Source organism: Vitiosangium sp. GDMCC 1.1324, assembly GCF_003044305.1.
In the GTDB taxonomy this organism is placed as follows: Bacteria; Myxococcota; Myxococcia; order Myxococcales; family Myxococcaceae; genus Archangium.
Map to the genome: position 1 here is coordinate 20,233 of NZ_PZOX01000004.1, position 16,921 is coordinate 37,153.

Genomic DNA, 16,921 nt, shown 5'->3' on the forward strand with positions numbered 1-16,921 from the left:
CGACCCGTTCCTTCTCGAGGGTCCACCGTGAAACATCTCTCCTCCTCGCGGCCTGGCTTCCTCCTCGCGCTCGGCCTGTTGCTCGCGCCCGCCGCCCGGGCCGCCGAGCCCGCCGCCGCCCAGACCCAGGCCCAAACGGACCTCATCGCCCTGCACCCGTGCCACATCGTCGGCGAGAGGGACAAGGACAAGGTCCCCGACTACCAGACCACCTGCGCCACGGAGATCGCCCGCGGCGACGTGCAGCTCGTGCCGTCCGAGCAGGTCCGCGCCTTCCTCGACAAGGAGCCCAAGAAGTCGTGCGCGCAGGCCAAGAAGCCCACCGAGTGCCTCGGCAGGCTCGCCACCGCCACCCAGGCCAGCCGCGCCGTCCTCATCACCGTCAACCCCGGGCAGCTCACCCGCGTCTCCGGCGTCGTGGTCAATCCCCACGGTGAGGTCGTCGACCAGAAGAGCATCCAGATCCGCAGCCGGGGCCAGTCGCAGGGCGAGCTGCTCCGCACCGCCCTCACCCGCCTGCGCGAGCAGCTCAACCTCACGCCCCTGAAGATCACCCCGCTCGTCGAGCAGCCGCCTCCCCCGCCGCTCGTGACGGCACCTCCGCCCGCCCAGTCCCCCGAGTCCACTCCGGGCGTGGCCCAGGCCGAGCCGCCCGCTCCCCAGTCCCCCGTCCCCGCGGAGGCCCTCAACGTGAAGGCCTCGAGCACCGGACGCACCTGGAAGACCCCCGCCGCCTATGCCTCCGCGGGCGTGGGCGTCGTGGCGCTCGGCCTCGCGGGCTTCTTCGCCCTCTCGAGCAACAGCGACATGGCCAAGTCCAACGAGTTCTACCAGGACAACAAGTACCCGGCCCGCGACCAGCTCGGGGAGATCGCCCAGCTGCGCGACGATGCCCGCTCCAAGCGCACCCTCGCGGGTATAAGCGCGGGCGTGGGCGCGGTGCTCGTCGGCGCGGGCGCCTACCTCTGGCTCAATGACCGGCCGGCGTCGCCCCAACCGGGCGTCGCCGCCCTCTCGGTGGGCCCCGGTGGCGTGAGCGTCCTCGGATTCCTGCCCTGAGGCCCCTCACCTCCGGCCCACGCTACTCGCCGAGGTAGGCCTTGCGGATCTCCGGGCTCTCCAGCAGCGCCTTGCCCGGGCCGGCCATCACCACCTCGCCCGTCTCCAGCACGTAGCCGTAGTGGGCGAAGTTCAGCGCCAGGTGCGCGTTCTGCTCCACCAGCAGGATGCTCACGCCCGAGGCGTTCACGTCCCTCAGGTTGCGGAAGATGGTCTCCGTCACCTGCGGCGCCAGTCCCAGCGAGGGCTCGTCCAGCAGCAGCAACTTGGGCCGGCTCAGCAGCGCGCGGGCAATGGCCAACATCTGCTGCTCGCCGCCCGACAGCGTCCCCGCCAGCTGCTTGCGCCGGTCCTTCAGCCTCGGGAAGAGCACGTAGCTCTTCTCCAGGTCCGCCGCGATGCCGTCCGCGTCATTGCGCAGGTAGGCACCCAGCTCCAGGTTCTCCAGCACCGTCAGGTTGGGGAAGATGCCTCGGCCCTCGGGCGCGTGCGCCATGCCCCGCGGCACCAGCGTGTGCGCCTTCGCCCCGGTGGTGTCCTCGCCCTCGAAGTGGATGCGCCCGCCCACCGGCTTGAGCATCCCGCTCACCGCGCGCAGCGTGCTCGTCTTCCCCGCTCCGTTGGCGCCGATGAGCGCCACCACCTCGCCCTTGCCCACCTTCAGCGTCACGCCCCTGAGCGCCTGGATGGCCCCATAGGACACCTTCACCCCGTCCACCGCCAGCAGGGGCGGGAACTCCCGGCGCTCGCCCAGCAGCTTCACCTGCGCCTCGCTCACGCCGCGCCTCCGTGCGACTCCAGGTAGCTGTCACCCAGGTACGCCTCGATGACCTTGCGGTCGTTGCGCACCTCGGCCGGCGCCCCCCGGGCGATCGTCTCGCCGTGGTCCAGCACCGTGATTCTCTCGCAGATGCCCATCACGAGCTTCATGTCGTGCTCGATGACGAGAATCCCCAGGTTGAAGTCGTCCCGGAGCTTGCGGATGAGCACCATCAGGTCCGACTTCTCGCGGGTGTTCATGCCCGCCGCCGGCTCGTCCAGCAGCAGCACCTTGGGCCGGGTCCCCAGCGCGCGGGCGATCTCCAGCCGCCGCTGCTCGCCGTAGGGCAGGTTGCGCGCTTCCTCGTCGCGCCGGTGCGCCAGCCCCATCACCTCCAGCAGGTGCTCGGCCTGAGTGGTGAGCTCGCGCTCCTCGGCCAGGAAGCCCGGCGTCAGCAGCAGCGCCCGCCACCAGTCGCGGTAGTTGAGCGCGGCCCCGCGGAACTTCGCGCCCAGGCCCACGCCCTCGGGGTTCAGCGCCCCCTGTGCCCGGCACGCCACCTTCACGTTGTCCAACGCCGTCAGGGCTCGGAACAGGCGGATGTTCTGGAAGGTGCGCGCCAGCCCCAGATGGTTGATCTGATGCGGCAGCCACCCGTTCACGCGCTGCCCGGTCACGCGCACCTCGCCCTGGGTGGGCTGGTACACGCCCGTCAGCACGTTGAACGCGGTCGTCTTGCCCGCGCCATTGGGGCCGATGAGCCCCTGCAGGTCTCCCTTGTGGATGGCGAGGTTGAAGTCCGAGAGCGCCTTGAGGCCCCCGAACTGGATGCTCACCCCCACGGCTTCGAGCAGCGGCCCGCTCATCACATCCCCTTCCGGCTGCGAGGAATCCAGCGCGGGATGACCTCCCACAGTTCCTTCGTGCCGAACAATCCCTGCGGGCGCGACAGCATCAGCACCACCAGCATCATGCCGTACACGGGCATGCGGATCTGATCCACCTGCTGCGCCAGGCTGCTCTCCGCCCCGAAGGTGGCGAAGGCCGAGCGCAGCGCCTCGGGCAACAGCGTGAGGAACACCGCCGCCACGATGGCGCCCGTGGTCGAGCCCAGCCCGCCCAGCACCACCATCACGACGATCTCCATCGACTTCACGAAGGTGAAGGAGCCCGGGTTGATGATGGGGACGAAGTGCGCGAACAGGCCGCCCGCGATGCCCGCGAAGAAGGAAGAGACGACGAAGGCGCGAACCTTGTAGCCCGTGGTGTTGACGCCCATGGCCTCGGCGGCGACCTCGTCCTCGCGGATGGCCAGCAAGCTTCGGCCGTGGCTGGAGCCCGCGATGCGGCGCGCCACCAGCACCACCAGGAACACCCAGAAGCCCACCATGGCCACCGAGGACGTCTGGGGAATACCGCTCAGGCCCAGCGCCCGCCCGAAGGCCTCGGTGTTCGTCACCGCCACGCGGATGATCTCCCCGAAGCCCAGCGTCACAATGGCCAGGTAGTCACCCCGCAGACGCAGCGAGGGCAGGCCCACCAGGAAGCCCGCGCTGGCCGCGGCGATACCGCCCACCAGCAGCGCCACCACGAGGAACACCTGGTCGCTCACCGCCACGGGCAGGGCGGAGATGGCCACGTCCTTGAGCGCCAGGGACGTCACGCCAGCGATGTAGGCCCCCACCGCCATGAAGCCCGCGTGGCCGATGGAGAACTGGCCCGTCATCCCGTTCACGATGTTGAGGCTCACCGCGAGGATGATGTTCACCGCCATGATGGACAGCAGGTAGGTGGCGAACGGCGAGTCCTTCAGCAGCCACTCCAGCAAGAGCAGCGCCGGCAGGGCGACCAGGACGGGGAAGATGCCCCGGAGGGCGGCGGGAATCATGGAAGAGTTCCCGGAACCAGAAGAGACGGTGGCGGCGGTTTCCATGCGCGGCGTCAGACCTTCTCCGCCGCCACCCGGCCGAACAGACCGCCGGGCCGGACGAGCAGCACGAGGATGAGGAAGCCGAAGGCCACCGCGTCACGCCAGGTGCTCGCGGCGTAGCCCACCACGAACTCCTCCACCAGGCCCAGCAGCAGGCCGCCCACCATGGCTCCCGGCACGTTGCCGATGCCACCGATGACCGCCGCCACGAAGGCCTTCAGGCCCACGTACAGGCCCATGAGCGGGCTCACCGAGGTGTCCTTGATGGCGTACAGCAGGCCCGCGCCCGCGGCGAGCGCGCTGCCGATCATGAACGTGAACGAGATGATGCGGTCGGTGGGGATGCCCATGAGCGCCGCCACGCGGTGGTCGAAGGAGACGGCCCGCATCGCGCGCCCGAAGCGGGTGCGGAACACCAGGTGCTGCAGGCCCAGCATCAGCACCACGGCCACCAGAAACGAGATGACCTGCCAGTTCCACAGCACCACGTCCGGGAACTCGGGGTCACCGATGGTGAACCACTGGGCGGGCTTGATGATCTGCGGGAAGGCGCGCGGCGCCGAGCCCGGCAGGAAGCCGATGTCCAGCTGGAAGCCATACGACAGCGTGAAGGAGATGCCGATGGCGGTGATGAGCGCGGTGAGCCGGGGCTTGTCGCGCAGGGGCCGGTAGGCGAAGCGCTCGATGAGGAACCCCATGAGCGCGCAGCCCACCATGGCCACCAGGAAGATGACCAGCACCCCCCAGGGCGTGCTCTGCGCCTGGCGGCCGAGCATGAAGGCCGTCGCGTAACCCATGTACACGCCGACCATCATCACGTCGCCATGGGCGAAGTTGATGAGCTTGAGCACGCCGTACACCATCGTGTAGCCGAGCGCGACGAGCGCGTAGATGGTGCCAGCGGCGATGCCGTTGATGAGGTGCTGGAGGAGCTGGGCCATTACGGAGTGATGGTGGTGACGAACTGCGCCTTACCGTCGCCAATCTTGAGGACCGCCGCCGACTTCACCGCGTTGCGATCCTTGTCCAGCGTGATGGTGCCCGCCACGCCCGGGAAGTCCTTGGTCTGCGCAATCGCATCGCGGAGAGCGGGGCCGCTCAGGTCCTTCGCCCGCTCGATGGCCGCGATCGCCACCTTGGCCGCGTCATAGCCGAGCGCCGCCAGGGCGTCCGGCACGCTGCCGTAGGCCGCCTTGTAGTCGGCGATGAACTTCTGCACCTTCGGATCCGGGTTGTCCGGCGAGTAGTGGTTGGAGAAGTAGCTGCCGTCGAGCGTGTTGCCGGCGAGCTCGAAGAGCTTCTCCGAGTCCCAGCCATCCCCGCCCATCAGGGGCACCGTGAGGCCCAGCTCGCGCGCCTGGCGGGCGATGATGCCCACGTCGTTGTAGTAGCCCGGCACGTAGATGGCCTGCGGCTTCGTCTTCTTGATGGCGGTGAGCTGCGCGCGGAAGTCCGTGTCACCCTGGGAGTAGCTCTCGATGGTGGTGATCTTCCCACCCATCTTCGGGAACTCCACCTTGAACACGTCCGTGAGACCGAAGGAGTAGGCGCTCTTGTTGTCCTGGAGGATGGCCACGTCGTTCGCCTTCAGGTTCTCGCGGGCGAACTTCGCCATTACGTAGCCCTGGAAGGGGTCGATGAAGCACACGCGGAAGATGTAGTCGCCCTTCTGGGTGACGGTGGGGTTGGTGGAGGCGGGCGTAATCATCGGCACGCCGGCCGACTGGGCCTTCTCCGCCATGGCCAGGGAGTTGGACGAGGCCACCTCGCCGAGGATGACCACCACCTTGTCCTGGGTGACGAGGCGCGTGGTTGCCTGGGCGGCCTCCTCGGGCTTGCTCTGGTCGTCATAGACTCGCACCGCGAGCTTCTTGCCCTTCACGCCACCGGCGGCGTTGGCCTCCTTGATGGCCAGGTCCACGCCGTTGCGGGTGGAGACACCGAAGGTGGCCTGGGCGCCGGTGAGACTGCCCACCTCGCCGAGCAGGATGGTGTCGGAGGACCCGCCTCCAGCGGCCGCCGGCTGGGTAGCCTGGCCTCCCTGCGCTCCCTCTCCGGAAGACGTGGGCTGAGACTTTTTCTGGCAGGCGGCCGCGAACAGCGCGAACGCGGCGAGCAGCAGCATCGGGGCGGAACGGCGCATGCGGGGCATCCTCCTGGGCAGGGCCACGGCAAAGCCCCGGTTTTCTATGGGGATGCGAAAGAGGGGTCAAGCTCGCAACACCATGCCAGCAAGCCCTCCAGACACTTTTCCACCCGGAGTCCCAGGCCCCGGGCCGCCCCGGTCTCCCGCCGGGCCGCCGAGCCTCTCGTGCCCTCCACCCCGGTGCTGCCCTCCTGCCCCCTCGGCCCCACCTTTGAGGAAGAAGACATCCATCAGGAGGCGGACATGTATCAGCGCGCAGACCTCAAGGAAGGAATGACGGTCCGCAGCATCGACGGACACAAGCTCGGCAAGGTGTACGCCGTCGGCGAGACGGAGTTCCACATCGAGAAGGGGCTCTTCTTTCCCAGGGACTACTCCGTCCTGTACGCGGAGATCAGCGACATCCGCACCGGGGAGGTCATCCTGGTCCACGGCAGGGAGAGCCTGAGGCCCTTCTCCGACGAGGTGCCCTATGGCTCCGGCACCATCGGCCAGCGCGAGGGGATCGGCACCACCCCTGTCACCCGCGGGGAGACCTCGGATGCCGAGTGGCTGAACGCGGGTGAGCGCACGGGGGTCCCCCTGGGCTCGGACCTGCGCACAAGGGACCTGGGCGAGCAGGAGACCGGCCCGTACAACACCGAGGGGGCCCGGGCCAGCCCGTTCCTCACCGAGGAGGACCGGGAGCGGGGGATGAGCGACATCGGCACGCGGCCGCTCGCGTCGGAGGACGGGGGGGTGAGCATCCCCATCCATCGCGAGGGAATGGACCGGCCGGCCATGAGCGCCTCCACTCCCGACACGACGGTGGGGACGCCGCTGCGCGCCGAGGAGGAGTCGGCCCGCAGCCGCGCGATGACGAGCGAGCAGTCCCCCATCGTCCACGATGAGCTCTACGAGGAGCCGCGCCGCGTGGAGACTCGCACCGACACCGAGGAGGGTACGCGCAAGCTGGACCTCAGCGGAGAGACCGAGCCGAAGGACAAGCGCGGCATCTAACGGCCGGACCCGTCGGGCGCGGAGGCACGCTGCCGCGCCGGCTGTGGCGGTGCGGCTCCCGCGCTGTTCGAGGAGAGGTGGACGCGCTCCAGACGCTCGAAGCCCCGCAGGCGCTCGGGGAAGTGCTGGGCCATGAGCCGGCCCACCTCCACCTCACGCGCCGGGGGACACACCTCCGCCAACGCCTCCGCCATCTGGAGCGCGCTGGAGTAGCGCTGCTCCGGACTCTTCGCGAGCGCCACCTCGATCACCTCCCACAGGGGCAGCGGGATGGCGCTCGGCCGGCTCAGCCGGTCGTCGCAGATGGCGTGCATGGACTCCAGCTCGTCCCCGCGGTCGAACGCGCGTACCCCCGTGAGCGCCTCGTGGAGGATGAGTCCCATGGAGAACAGATCGCTGCGCAGGTCCAGGCGCCTGCCCCTCGCCTGCTCCGGCGACATGTAGAGCGGCTTGCCCTTCACGATACCCGGCAGCGTCACCGTGCGCTGGGCCCGGGCCTTGGCCACGCCGAAGTCCAGCACCTTCACCCGCCCGTCGAAGCCCACCATCAGGTTGTGCGGCGACAGGTCCCGGTGCACCAGTTGCAGCGGCGCCCCATCCTCGCCTCGCGCCTGGTGGGCCGCGTGCAAACCGTGCAGTGCCTGAATCACGATGGCCATCGTCACGGGCGGCGAGGGCCGCGTGGTCTTCAACAGCCGGTCGAAGTCCACCCCGCGCACCAGCTCCATCACCAGGTAGTAGGCGCCCTGGGACTCGCCGAAGTCGTGGAAGGTGACGAGGTTGGCGTGCGACAGCCGCAGCCCGATGCGCGCCTCGTCCAGGAACTGCTTCACGATGTCCGGGTCCGAGGCCAGGTGCGGGAGGATCCGCTTGAGCGCCACCAGCCGCCCGAGTCCCTCGGGGCCTCGCGTGCGCGCCACCAGCACCTGCGCCATGCCGCCCGTCCCCAGCGGCGTCACCAGCTCGTAGCGGCCGATGCGTCCGCGCGGGCCCGTCACCGGATCCTCCTCGGGAGCCAGATCATCCAGCCGCTCCAGCACGCTCCGGCCGTCGGTCAGCGCGAGGAAGGCGAGCACCGCGTTGTCGAGCTGATCTCCAATGGCGTCCACCAGCTTCATCACCAGCGCGCCACCGTCCTCGAAGCTGCCGTCCACCACCAGCCCCAGCGTGCCCAGCTCCAGCCTGCCGAGCGCCAGCTGCGTGCAGAAGAGCATCCGCCCGTCGGACAGGTTGCGGGTGCCCTTCCAGCTCGCGGCCTCGAAGACGTCCATGCCGAGCTGCCCCAGCACGCGGGTGAGCACGGGACGGGTGGTGCCCCGGAGACAGACGAAACCCGCCGAGGCATGCACCAGCCGCGCGCACTGGGTGAGGAAGACATCCACCGCCGCGTCGAGGTTGAGGCCTCGCTCCAGGCAGTCCTCGAGGATGTCATCCGCCATCCGCACCACGGCGGTCAGGCCGCGCAGAAAGGCGACTTCGGCGTCGAGCGAGGGGAATTCCACGGTGCGCATTGAACACCGGGAAGGCGGGCCCCGGGAAGGGGCCCCTCGGGACAGCTCAGGAACCCGACTTGGACTGGTCCGCGTAGAGGGCGTCGGCGATGCGGTAGGCGCTCGCCTCGAGCTGCTGGTAGGCCTCCTTGATGGCGGCCGCATCCGAGCCCTTGAGCAGCTCCTTGAGCTTGTCCACGTCGGCCTTGATCTCCCCGCGGTCCTTCTCCTGGAGTACGTTGCCGTACTCCTCCAGACTCTTCTCGGTGGTGTAGATGAGCGAGTCGGAGTTGTTGCGCAGCTCGGCCAGCTCCTTCTTCACCTTGTCGTTGGACTGGTTGGCCTGGGCGTCGGAGATCATCGCCTGGATCTCCGCCTCGGACAGGCCGGAGTTGCCCACCACGCGCACCTGCTGGACCTTGCCGGTGCCCAGGTCCTTGGCGCTCACGTGCACGATGCCGTTGGCGTCGATGTCGAAGGAGACCTCAATCTGCGGCACGCCGCGCGGCGCCGGGGGAATGCCCACCAGCTCGAAGCGCGCCAGCGTCTTGTTGTCCGCCGCCATCTCGCGCTCGCCCTGGAGCACGTGCACGGACACGAGCGGCTGGTTGTCCACCGCAGTGGAGAACACCTGGCTCTTCTTGCAGGGGATGGTGGTGTTCTTGTCGATGATTTTGGTGAAGACGCCGCCGGCCGTCTCCACGCCCAGCGACAGCGGCGTCACGTCCAGCAGGAGGACGTCCTTCACCTCGCCCTTGAGCACGCCGCCCTGGATGGCCGCGCCCACGGCGACGACCTCGTCCGGGTTGATGCCCTTGTGCGGCTCCTTGCCGAAGAACTCCTTCACCTTCTGCTGCACCGCCGGCATGCGCGTCATGCCGCCCACCAGCAGCACCTGGTGGACCTGCTGCGCGGTGACTCCCGCGTCCTTGAGCGCGATGCGGCACGGCTCGATGGAGCGATCCACCAGGTCCGCCACCAGCGACTCGAAGGTGCTGCGCTCGACCGTCTCCGTGAGGTGCTTGGGGCCCGTGGCGTCCGCGGTGATGAACGGGAGGTTGACCTCCGTCTCCGTCGCGCTGGACAGCTCGTGCTTGGCGCGCTCGGCCGCCTCCTTCAGGCGCTGCAGCGCCATGCGGTCCTTGCGCAGGTCCAGGCCGTTGTTCTGCTCGGCGAAGCGCTTGGCCAGGAAGTCGATGAGACGCTGGTCGAAGTCCTCGCCACCCAGGAAGGTGTCGCCGTTGGTGGACTTCACCTCGAAGACGCCCGAGCTGAGCTCCAGGATGGAGATATCGAACGTGCCGCCGCCCAGGTCGTAGACGGCGATGCGCTCGGAGCCGGCGTTGCCCACCTTGTCCAGACCGTAGGCGAGCGCCGCGGCCGTGGGCTCGTTGATGATGCGCAGCACGTTGAGGCCGGCGATGCGGCCCGCGTCCTTGGTGGCCTGGCGCTGGCTGTCGTTGAAGTAGGCGGGGACGGTGATGACCGCCTCGGTGACGGGCTCGCCGAGGTAGTCCTCCGCCGTCTGCTTCATCTTCATCAGCACGATGGCGGAGATTTCCGGCGGGCTGTAGCCCTTGCCGCGGATCTCCACCCAGGCGTCGCCGTTGGGACTGGGCGCCACGCGGAAGGGACTCACGCTGATGGCCTTCTTGGCCTCGGGCGAGTCGAACTTGCGGCCGATGAGCCGCTTGACGGCGAACACCGTGTTCTCCGGGTTCGTGATGGCCTGCCGCTTGGCAATCTGGCCCACCAGCCGCTCACCGGACTCGGTGAAGCCCACCATCGACGGAGTGGTGCGGCTGCCCTCGCTGTTGGGGATGACCACCGGCTCGCCACCCTCCATGACGGCGACACACGAGTTCGTCGTCCCCAGATCGATTCCAATCACCTTGCCCATGACGTCCTACTGGCTCCCCGTGGGAGTGGTTCCGGTCTGCTCGGCGGTGGTCCCCCCCGTGGGCTCACCACCCGGCGCCGTGCCTGAAGAAGAAGTTGATTCGGGCGCGGGCGGCGCAACCGCCGGCGCACGCGCCACCACGACCAGAGCGGGCCGCATGAGCCGCTCGTTGAGCATGTAGCCGCGCACGGCCTCATAGAGGACGTGGCCCGCGGGCACCGCGGCGCTCTCCACCTGCTGCATGGCCTCGTGGAGGCGGGGATCGAACGGCTGGCCCGCGGCGGAGAAGCCCTTCACCCCGTGCTTGGAGAACGCGGTGTCGAAGAGCTTGCGCGTCATCTCCACGCCGGTGCGCAGGCTGTCGAAGTCGGCGGACTTCTGGGCCGCCTCCAGCGCGCGGTCCAGGTTGTCCACCACCGGGAGGAAGTCCTTGAGCAGGCGCTCGGAGCCGAACTTCTGGACCTCCTCCTTCTCCTTCTGGGCGCGCTTCTTGAAGTTCTCCAGGTCGGCCGTGGCGCGCAGGGCACGCTCGTGGCTCTCCTTGAGACGCTCCATCGTCTCGCGGCCGCGGGTCTGGCTGAACTCGAGCTGCGAGCGAGTCTCCTCCAGTTCGCGGCGGGCCTGCTCCAGCTGTTGACGCGTCTCGTCCAGCTCGCGGCGGGACTCATCCAGCGCGGCCTGGAGCTCGCCCGTGCCGGCGCCAGCGCCGGCCTCGGGCTCACCGAAGACGGTCGCCGGGACGTCCACGTCCACGGTCACCCCGCCCTCGGGCATCTCCACCTCCAATGTCCTCCCGCCCTCGGGAAACCCGTCCTCCTCCGGTGGAGGAGTCTGGGCACGACGCTCGACGCTCTTCAGCGCCGCGTCGATGACGTCCTGGGAGATATCCGCCTGGAAGCTGCCCTTCTCATCACGATTCGAGCCGGCCACGCGCGCACTATGTCATGGGGCTCGGGTTGATCCAACGGCCGGTGCTCCCGAACATGAGCCGCTCTGGTGACCCTTCTGGAGGTTTGCAGAGCGGATGAACGCTCCTCAGGATGCCGGACGGGCGGGCTTCTTGCGGCCGAGGGTCTTCTTCGTCCCCGGCTTGGCCGCCGCCTTCTTGGCGGGGGACTTGGTGCCGGCTGTCTTCTTGCGGCCAATGGACTTGGCGCCCGGCTTGACCGCCGCTTTCTTCTCGGCGCGGGGCGCGGGTTCCGCGGGCGGGGCCGCCGGAGCAGCCGTGGGGGCCTTCCGGGTCGGCTCGGCGGGAGGGGGGGCCTCCTTGCCCTCAAAAGACTTCTCGATGGTCTCCTCGACCTGGCGCACGGCGGTCTCGATGCGCTCGGCGGCCTGCTTGCCCGTGGCCACGGCCCAGGTGCGCAGGTTCTCCAGGCCCTCCTTCACCTTGGCCTGCTTGGCGGGGTCCTTCACCTCCACCAGCAGCTTCTGGGCCTCGGACTTGAGGTCCTCGCCGGTGCGCTTGAGCTCGTCGCCCGCGCGCTTGAGGAAGTCCATCACATGCTTGTCCCATTTCTCGGCCATGAATCTCTCTCCCTCACGGACAGTGCGAGCCAGCTGGCGCCCGTCCAGGCAGGTTATAGTGAGCCCCCCGTCCGGCGAGTGCAGCCTCATCCATCTGACTGCACCCCCGCCCGGCGTGCAAAGCAATCTTCACCCCTGGAGAGACGGATGAGAGCGGTACTGATTGCCGTGGCCACCCTGATGACGGCTCCGGCCCTGGCCCAAGGCGGCAGCGCGGATGTGCAACCCCCCACCCAGGCCGTGCCCCTCCGGGGCGGCAACCCGGGCTTCCCCTCCCCGCAGCAGGGCGCCCCGGTGGTGGTGGACCGCGAAACGCTGATGCAGCAGCTGGCCAGCATCAACGAGAAGCTCGCCTCGGCCTCGGCCCGGGCGAAGAAGGACCGGCAGTTGCAGAAGCAGATCGACGATGCGCGAGCGGAGCTCAAGGAGGTGGGCCGGCAGGTGACGAATGCTCCGTCCGCACGCGTGGAGACTCCGCGTCCCCCGCCTCCGCCCCTGCCGCAGCCCGCGGTGCAGCCCATCACGGAGGCCATGCTGCGCTCGCTGGTGTCGGCCATCCGCAACGAGCCCTTCGCGGATGACCAGCTCGAGGTGCTGGAGCAGGCGGCGTCCACCCAGTACTTCCTGGTGTCCCAGGCGCAGCAGATTCTGCGCCTCTTCACCTTCTCCAAGGACCGGTTGAAGGCGATGCGCCTGCTGCGCCCGCGCCTGCTGGACACGGAGAACGGCTTCAAGCTGTACGAGTCCTTCGAGTACTCCAGCGACAAGGACGAGCTCAAACGCATCCTGGCGACGCAGCAGCCGTAGGCCGTGCCGCGCTTCAGTGGCGGCCTGTGAGCACGTTAGAGTCGGGCTCCCCCCACGGGACTCCCCAGGTCCCAAAGCCGGAGCCCGACTCCCCATGCCGTTCGCCCGCCTGTTGGGGACGCTCGCCGTCCTCACCGCTCTCGGTGCCTGCACCGGGTCCCCCTCCACGAATGAAGCCCTCCAGCTGCCCGACCTGGAGCAGCTCGAGACCACCGAGAGCGCGCCCTACGAGGTGAGCCTCGGCGCCACCGGAGGTACCCCGCCGCTGCGGCACTCGCTGGAGAAGCTGCCACCCGGCTTCATCTTCCACATGAACGAGGGCCTGCTGATGGGTCCGGCCACGGTGCCGGGCCAGTACACCTTCACGGTGCAGGTGAAGGACGCCGAGGGCGCCACGGACACGCGGACGTACCAGCTGTACGTCTACTCCGCGCTCACCGTCAGCACCCTCGCACTACCCACCGCCAGCGTGGGACAGACGTACGGATTCCAGCTCGAGGCCGGGGGAGGCAAGGGGCCCATGCGCTGGACCCTGGCGGGCGGCACGCTGCCCACGGGTCTCGCCCTGGGCGAGGACGGCCAGCTCACGGGCGTGCCCCAGGAGCCGGGTGCCTATTCCGCCACCGTGCGCGTGCAGGACGTCCATGGCGCGCAGGCGGAGAAGCTGCTGGACCTGGATGTGCTCGAGGGCGATGGCGGAACGGATACCTTCGCGTTCAAAGTGGCCAACTGGAACCTCGAATGGTTCGGGGACCCGAGCAACGGTCCCACGAACGATGCCCTGCAACTCGACAACGTGAAACGGGTCATCACCACGACCGGGGCGGACTTCTGGGGCCTGCAGGAGCTGGTGGACGCCACGGAGTTCGAGGCGCTGAAGCAGCAGACCGGTTACGACGGCTTCATGGCCAACGACCCGGGCATCACGTCCGGCTCCTATTACTACTCGGCCGACGAGCAGAAGGTGGGAGTCCTCTTCAACCCGGCCGTGGTCAGCGTGGTGGAGAAGAAGCTCATCCTGACCTCGAACGACTATGACTTCGCCGGGCGGCCTCCCCTTCAGGTGAAGCTGCGCATCACGCGCAACGGGGCGAGCCAGGACGTGGTGGCCATCATCCTGCACATGAAGGCGCAGACGGACTCCTCCGTGACCTCGTACAACCGCCGCCAGAGCGCGGGGGTGGCGCTCAAGAGCTACCTGGATACGCAGCTCGCGAGCACACCGTTCATCGTTCTCGGCGACTGGAATGATGACGTGGATGAGTCCATCCTCAGGAACACCACGAGTGGCGCCTACCTGCCCACGCCGTACCAGAACTTCCTCGATGATGCGGCGAACTACACCTTCGTCACCCGGCCCCTGTCGCTCTCGGGCCAGCGCAGCACGGTGGGCAACACCCAGTTCATCGACCACGAGCTCGTCAGCAACGAGCTGCTCACGAGCTACGTGCCCAAATCGGCCCAGGTCCTCAATCCCGACACCTATATCTCCCAGTACAAGGCCACCACCACGGACCACTACCCGGTGACCAGCCGCTTCGTGTTCAGCGCGGGCGCTCCGGCCACCGCCCCCTGACGTCCCCTCCCGGTGGCCCGAGGACCCTGCGTCCGACCAGGCGCTCCAGAAGTTCCGCGTGAGCGCCGAGCCGCCCCTCCTGCGTGCGGCCCCGCGGCGGTGGCTTTCACCGGGTGCCCGACGTATGAGTCACCCGCGCGTCCCATGCTCCGCTCCCGCCTCTATCTCCTCGCCGCCGCCCTGCTCTGGTCCACGGCCGGCGCCGCCGTGAAGCTCTCCACCCTGTCGGCCTGGCAGCTCGCCTCCGGCCGCTCGCTCGTCGCGGCCCTGATGCTCGCAGTCACCATCCCCGCGGGCCGCCGGCTTCCGTCCTGGCGAGGGCTCGCGGCATCGGTGGCCTATGCCGCCACGGTGGTGCTGTTCATGATCGCCAACAAGCTCACCACCTCCGCCAACGCCATCTTCCTGCAGGACACCGCGCCGCTCTACGTGCTGCTCCTGTCCCCGCTCCTGCTGCGCGAGCGCCCTTCGCGGGGCGAGCTGGCCGCCGTGCCCGTGTTCCTGCTCGGGCTGAGCCTCTTCTTCCTCGACCAGCTCAACCCCGGGCAGATGCTGGGCAACGTGGTGGCCCTGGGCTCGGGCCTCGCCTTCGCCTTCTGCATCCTCGGACTGCGCGCGCTGGGCGACGAGGGCTCCGCGGTGCTCGTGTGGGGCAACCTCATCGCCGGCGCCAGCGTCCTGCTGCCCGCGCTCGGTGGACCGAAGCCCACGGCCCTGGACATCGGGCTGCTCGTCTTCCTCGGCGTGTTCCAGCTCGGCCTCGCCTATGCCCTCTTCCAGCGCGGCCTGCGCGAGACGCCCGCGGTGGAGGCCTCGCTGCTCATCCTGCTCGAGCCGGTGCTCAACCCCGTGTGGACCTTCCTCTTCGCCGGGGAGCGGCCCGGCACCTGGGCGCTCGTGGGCGGCACCATCATCCTGCTCGCCACCGCGTGGCGGACCCTGCTGGGCGCCCGAGGCAGCAGCGCATCCCCGGTGGACGAAACGCCCACGCACGAGGGCGCACGGGGCTGAATCGCGCGAAGGTGGATGGGGACTGAACCCCGCGCTCACCCCGTGACGCGCTTCTCGTCGTTCGCACGTGGCGAGCCCAGGCGCCGCGTGAGCTCGGCTTCGAGCCGCTTCGGCTCGATGGGCCGCTCGCGGTGCCCCACGTACCCGTCCGGCCGGACGAGGTAGAAGCACTCCGCTCCGGCGCCGAAGCGGCGATGCACCGCGCGGTCCTCATCGGCCAGGACGAAGGGCGCCGGTGTCCCCTCTCCCGCCACCACCACGCGTGCCTTCAAGAGCGGCCCATACGCTGCCTCGAGCCGGCGCGCGAGCGTCACCAACTCGCTCCGGACCCGCGCCTCGGGCTCCAGGCCCGTGAACAGCAGCAGCGTGTGCTGGGGTCCGCGCAGCACCTCGTGCAGGCGCGTCACGCCCTCCCCCTTCACCGGCAGCTCCGGTACACGCTCCCCCGGCGCGGGGCCCTGCTCCATCCGCACGCCTCCGGCCTCCTCGCCCCAGATGCGCTCGGTGGAGAGCGGGCTGTTTCGGTAGTGGATGGCGAGCTGGGAGACGAAGCGGGACATGCGGCGCTGCGCGAAGGTGCTGCCGAACAGGACTCGCGCAACCCGTGGCATCACGTACGCGCGCAGCAACCGCGAGAAGAGCCCTCCGTGAGCCATGACGCCGAAGAGCCTGTCCGTGCCCTCCAGCAGCTTCTGCCCCACCGGGTGCCGCTCCTGCTCATAGGTGTCGAGCAGCGACTCCGGCGAGTGCCCCCGCGTGACGAGCGCCAGCTTCCACGCGAGGTTGTAGGCGTCCTGGATGCCCGTGTTCATCCCCTGCCCGCCCGCGGGGCTGTGGATGTGCGCGGCGTCTCCAGCGAGGAACACACGGCCCTGGCGGTAGTGCGGCACGCCCCGGCGGTGCAGCCGGTAGCGCGCGAGCCAGCGCGGCTCGCTCACGCGCACCGGCACGGGCGCCATGCGGTCCAGGACTGCCTGCATCTCCTCCAGCGTGAGGGGAGTCGTCTCGTCGCCTTCCGGGAGTGTGTCCCTCGGCATGATGCAGACCAGGCGGTAGCGGTTCTCCCCCGGCATGGGGAAGGCCGCCACCACGCCGTGCATGGACGGCATGAGGCACAGCTCGCCCTGCCCCAACGGCCAGTCCACGTGCACGTCCGCCAGCATGCACGCATCGTCATACGTCTCGCCCTCGAAGGGGATGCCCGCCACCTTGCGCACCCGGCTGCGCGCGCCGTCGCACCCCAGCAGCCAGCGCGCCGACACCCGCTCCACTCCGCCATCCGCGCGCCTCAGTGTGGCCTCCACCCCGTTCGCGTCCTGCCGGTAATCCTCCAGCGTCAAGCCGCGCTCCACCGTCACACCGAACGAGCCCAGGTGCTCGGTGAGCAGCGCCTCGGTGGCGTCCTGCGGGAGCATGAGGATGAAGGGGAAGCGCGTCTCCAGCCACGAGAACATCTGCATGGGGACTCGCGAGCGCACGCCCCCGACGCCCACCACGTTCAAGGCCTCGGCCCTGCGCCCCCGGGAGACGGCCTCGTCGGCGATGCCGAAGTCGTCGAAGACCTCGAGCGTGCGGGCCTGCACCGCCAGCGCACGCGACAACACCGAGGGCTTCTCGAGTTGCTCCACGATGCGGCAGCGCAGACCGTGCCGCGCCAGCTCCGAGGCCATCGTCAGGCCCGTGGGCCCTGCTCCCACCACCAGTGCGTCCAACATG

Annotated in this window: 15 protein-coding genes; 5 read left to right on the top strand and 10 right to left on the bottom strand. The window is 69.2% G+C overall.

The features are described from left to right. Nucleotides 1-27 precede the first annotated feature (27 nt). Nucleotides 28-1,059 (top strand): hypothetical protein, encoded by a 1,032-nt coding sequence (locus tag DAT35_RS59870; RefSeq protein WP_199242878.1) that lies wholly within the window; start codon nucleotides 28-30, stop codon nucleotides 1,057-1,059. Between the two features lie 22 nt (nucleotides 1,060-1,081). Here the strand turns inward: DAT35_RS59870 and DAT35_RS12770 are convergent, their stop codons facing one another. From DAT35_RS12770 to DAT35_RS12790, 5 genes are read right to left on the bottom strand one after another with little or no spacing between them, the layout of a single operon-like run. Then, nucleotides 1,082-1,837 (bottom strand): ABC transporter ATP-binding protein, encoded by a 756-nt coding sequence (locus DAT35_RS12770; protein ID WP_108067275.1) that lies wholly within the window; start codon nucleotides 1,835-1,837, stop codon nucleotides 1,082-1,084. Then, nucleotides 1,834-2,685 carry an ABC transporter ATP-binding protein gene (locus DAT35_RS12775; RefSeq protein ID WP_108067276.1) on the bottom strand — a complete coding sequence of 284 codons (852 nt, stop codon included), beginning with the start codon at nucleotides 2,683-2,685 and terminating at the stop codon, nucleotides 1,834-1,836. The genes DAT35_RS12770 and DAT35_RS12775 overlap by 4 nt, the downstream gene beginning before the upstream one ends. After that, a complete protein-coding gene (locus DAT35_RS12780) occupies nucleotides 2,685-3,707 on the bottom strand; it encodes a branched-chain amino acid ABC transporter permease (RefSeq protein ID WP_369945569.1) in 1,023 nt (340 codons plus the stop codon). Before DAT35_RS12780 ends, DAT35_RS12775 begins: the two co-directional genes overlap by 1 nt. A gap of 53 nt (nucleotides 3,708-3,760) precedes the next feature. Then, the gene (locus DAT35_RS12785) at nucleotides 3,761-4,690 is read right to left on the bottom strand and encodes a branched-chain amino acid ABC transporter permease (RefSeq protein WP_108067278.1); all 930 of its coding nucleotides are present in this window, start codon (nucleotides 4,688-4,690) and stop codon (nucleotides 3,761-3,763) included. Beyond that, nucleotides 4,690-5,892 carry an ABC transporter substrate-binding protein gene (locus DAT35_RS12790; RefSeq protein WP_108067279.1) on the bottom strand — a complete coding sequence of 401 codons (1,203 nt, stop codon included), beginning with the start codon at nucleotides 5,890-5,892 and terminating at the stop codon, nucleotides 4,690-4,692. Before DAT35_RS12790 ends, DAT35_RS12785 begins: the two co-directional genes overlap by 1 nt. 246 nt (nucleotides 5,893-6,138) lie before the next feature. Here DAT35_RS12790 and DAT35_RS12795 point away from each other — a divergent pair, with 246 nt between their 5' ends. Next, the gene (locus DAT35_RS12795) at nucleotides 6,139-6,894 is read left to right on the top strand and encodes a hypothetical protein (protein ID WP_146209684.1); all 756 of its coding nucleotides are present in this window, start codon (nucleotides 6,139-6,141) and stop codon (nucleotides 6,892-6,894) included. Here DAT35_RS12795 and DAT35_RS12800 read toward each other — a convergent pair. The 4 genes from DAT35_RS12800 to DAT35_RS12815 all read right to left on the bottom strand — a co-directional run bounded on the left by DAT35_RS12800 (nucleotide 6,891) and on the right by DAT35_RS12815 (nucleotide 11,811). After that, on the bottom strand, nucleotides 6,891-8,405 hold the full coding sequence (locus tag DAT35_RS12800; RefSeq protein WP_108067281.1) for a serine/threonine-protein kinase: 1,515 nt from the start codon (nucleotides 8,403-8,405) through the stop codon (nucleotides 6,891-6,893). The two genes, DAT35_RS12795 and DAT35_RS12800, sit on opposite strands and share 4 nt — an antisense overlap. A 46-nt stretch (nucleotides 8,406-8,451) precedes the next feature. Then, entirely contained in the window at nucleotides 8,452-10,284 is a 1,833-nt protein-coding gene (gene dnaK, locus DAT35_RS12805) for a molecular chaperone DnaK (protein ID WP_108067282.1), read from the bottom strand. 6 nt (nucleotides 10,285-10,290) lie between these two features. Beyond that, nucleotides 10,291-11,214, bottom strand: a complete 924-nt coding sequence (grpE, locus tag DAT35_RS12810; RefSeq protein ID WP_108067283.1) for a nucleotide exchange factor GrpE — start codon at nucleotides 11,212-11,214, stop codon at nucleotides 10,291-10,293. 105 nt (nucleotides 11,215-11,319) lie between these two features. After that, nucleotides 11,320-11,811, bottom strand: coding sequence for a transcriptional regulator (locus tag DAT35_RS12815; RefSeq protein ID WP_108067284.1), 492 nt, complete (start codon nucleotides 11,809-11,811; stop codon nucleotides 11,320-11,322). A 147-nt stretch (nucleotides 11,812-11,958) separates the two neighbouring features. On the opposite strand from DAT35_RS12815, the gene DAT35_RS12820 reads away from it, so the two are divergent. From DAT35_RS12820 to DAT35_RS12830, 3 genes are all read left to right on the top strand, one after another. Next, nucleotides 11,959-12,618 (top strand): DUF4476 domain-containing protein, encoded by a 660-nt coding sequence (locus DAT35_RS12820; protein ID WP_158501676.1) that lies wholly within the window; start codon nucleotides 11,959-11,961, stop codon nucleotides 12,616-12,618. Between the two features lie 94 nt (nucleotides 12,619-12,712). Beyond that, nucleotides 12,713-14,194, top strand: a complete 1,482-nt coding sequence (locus DAT35_RS12825) for a putative Ig domain-containing protein (protein ID WP_108067285.1) — start codon at nucleotides 12,713-12,715, stop codon at nucleotides 14,192-14,194. A 144-nt stretch (nucleotides 14,195-14,338) separates the two neighbouring features. Further along, a complete protein-coding gene (locus DAT35_RS12830) occupies nucleotides 14,339-15,205 on the top strand; it encodes a DMT family transporter (protein ID WP_108067286.1) in 867 nt (288 codons plus the stop codon). Nucleotides 15,206-15,240: 35 nt separating this feature from the next. On the opposite strand, the gene DAT35_RS12835 is transcribed toward DAT35_RS12830, so the two are convergent. Continuing rightward, nucleotides 15,241-16,920 (bottom strand): FAD-dependent monooxygenase, encoded by a 1,680-nt coding sequence (locus DAT35_RS12835; RefSeq protein WP_233261449.1) that lies wholly within the window; start codon nucleotides 16,918-16,920, stop codon nucleotides 15,241-15,243. Between the last annotated feature and the right edge of the window lies 1 nt (nucleotide 16,921).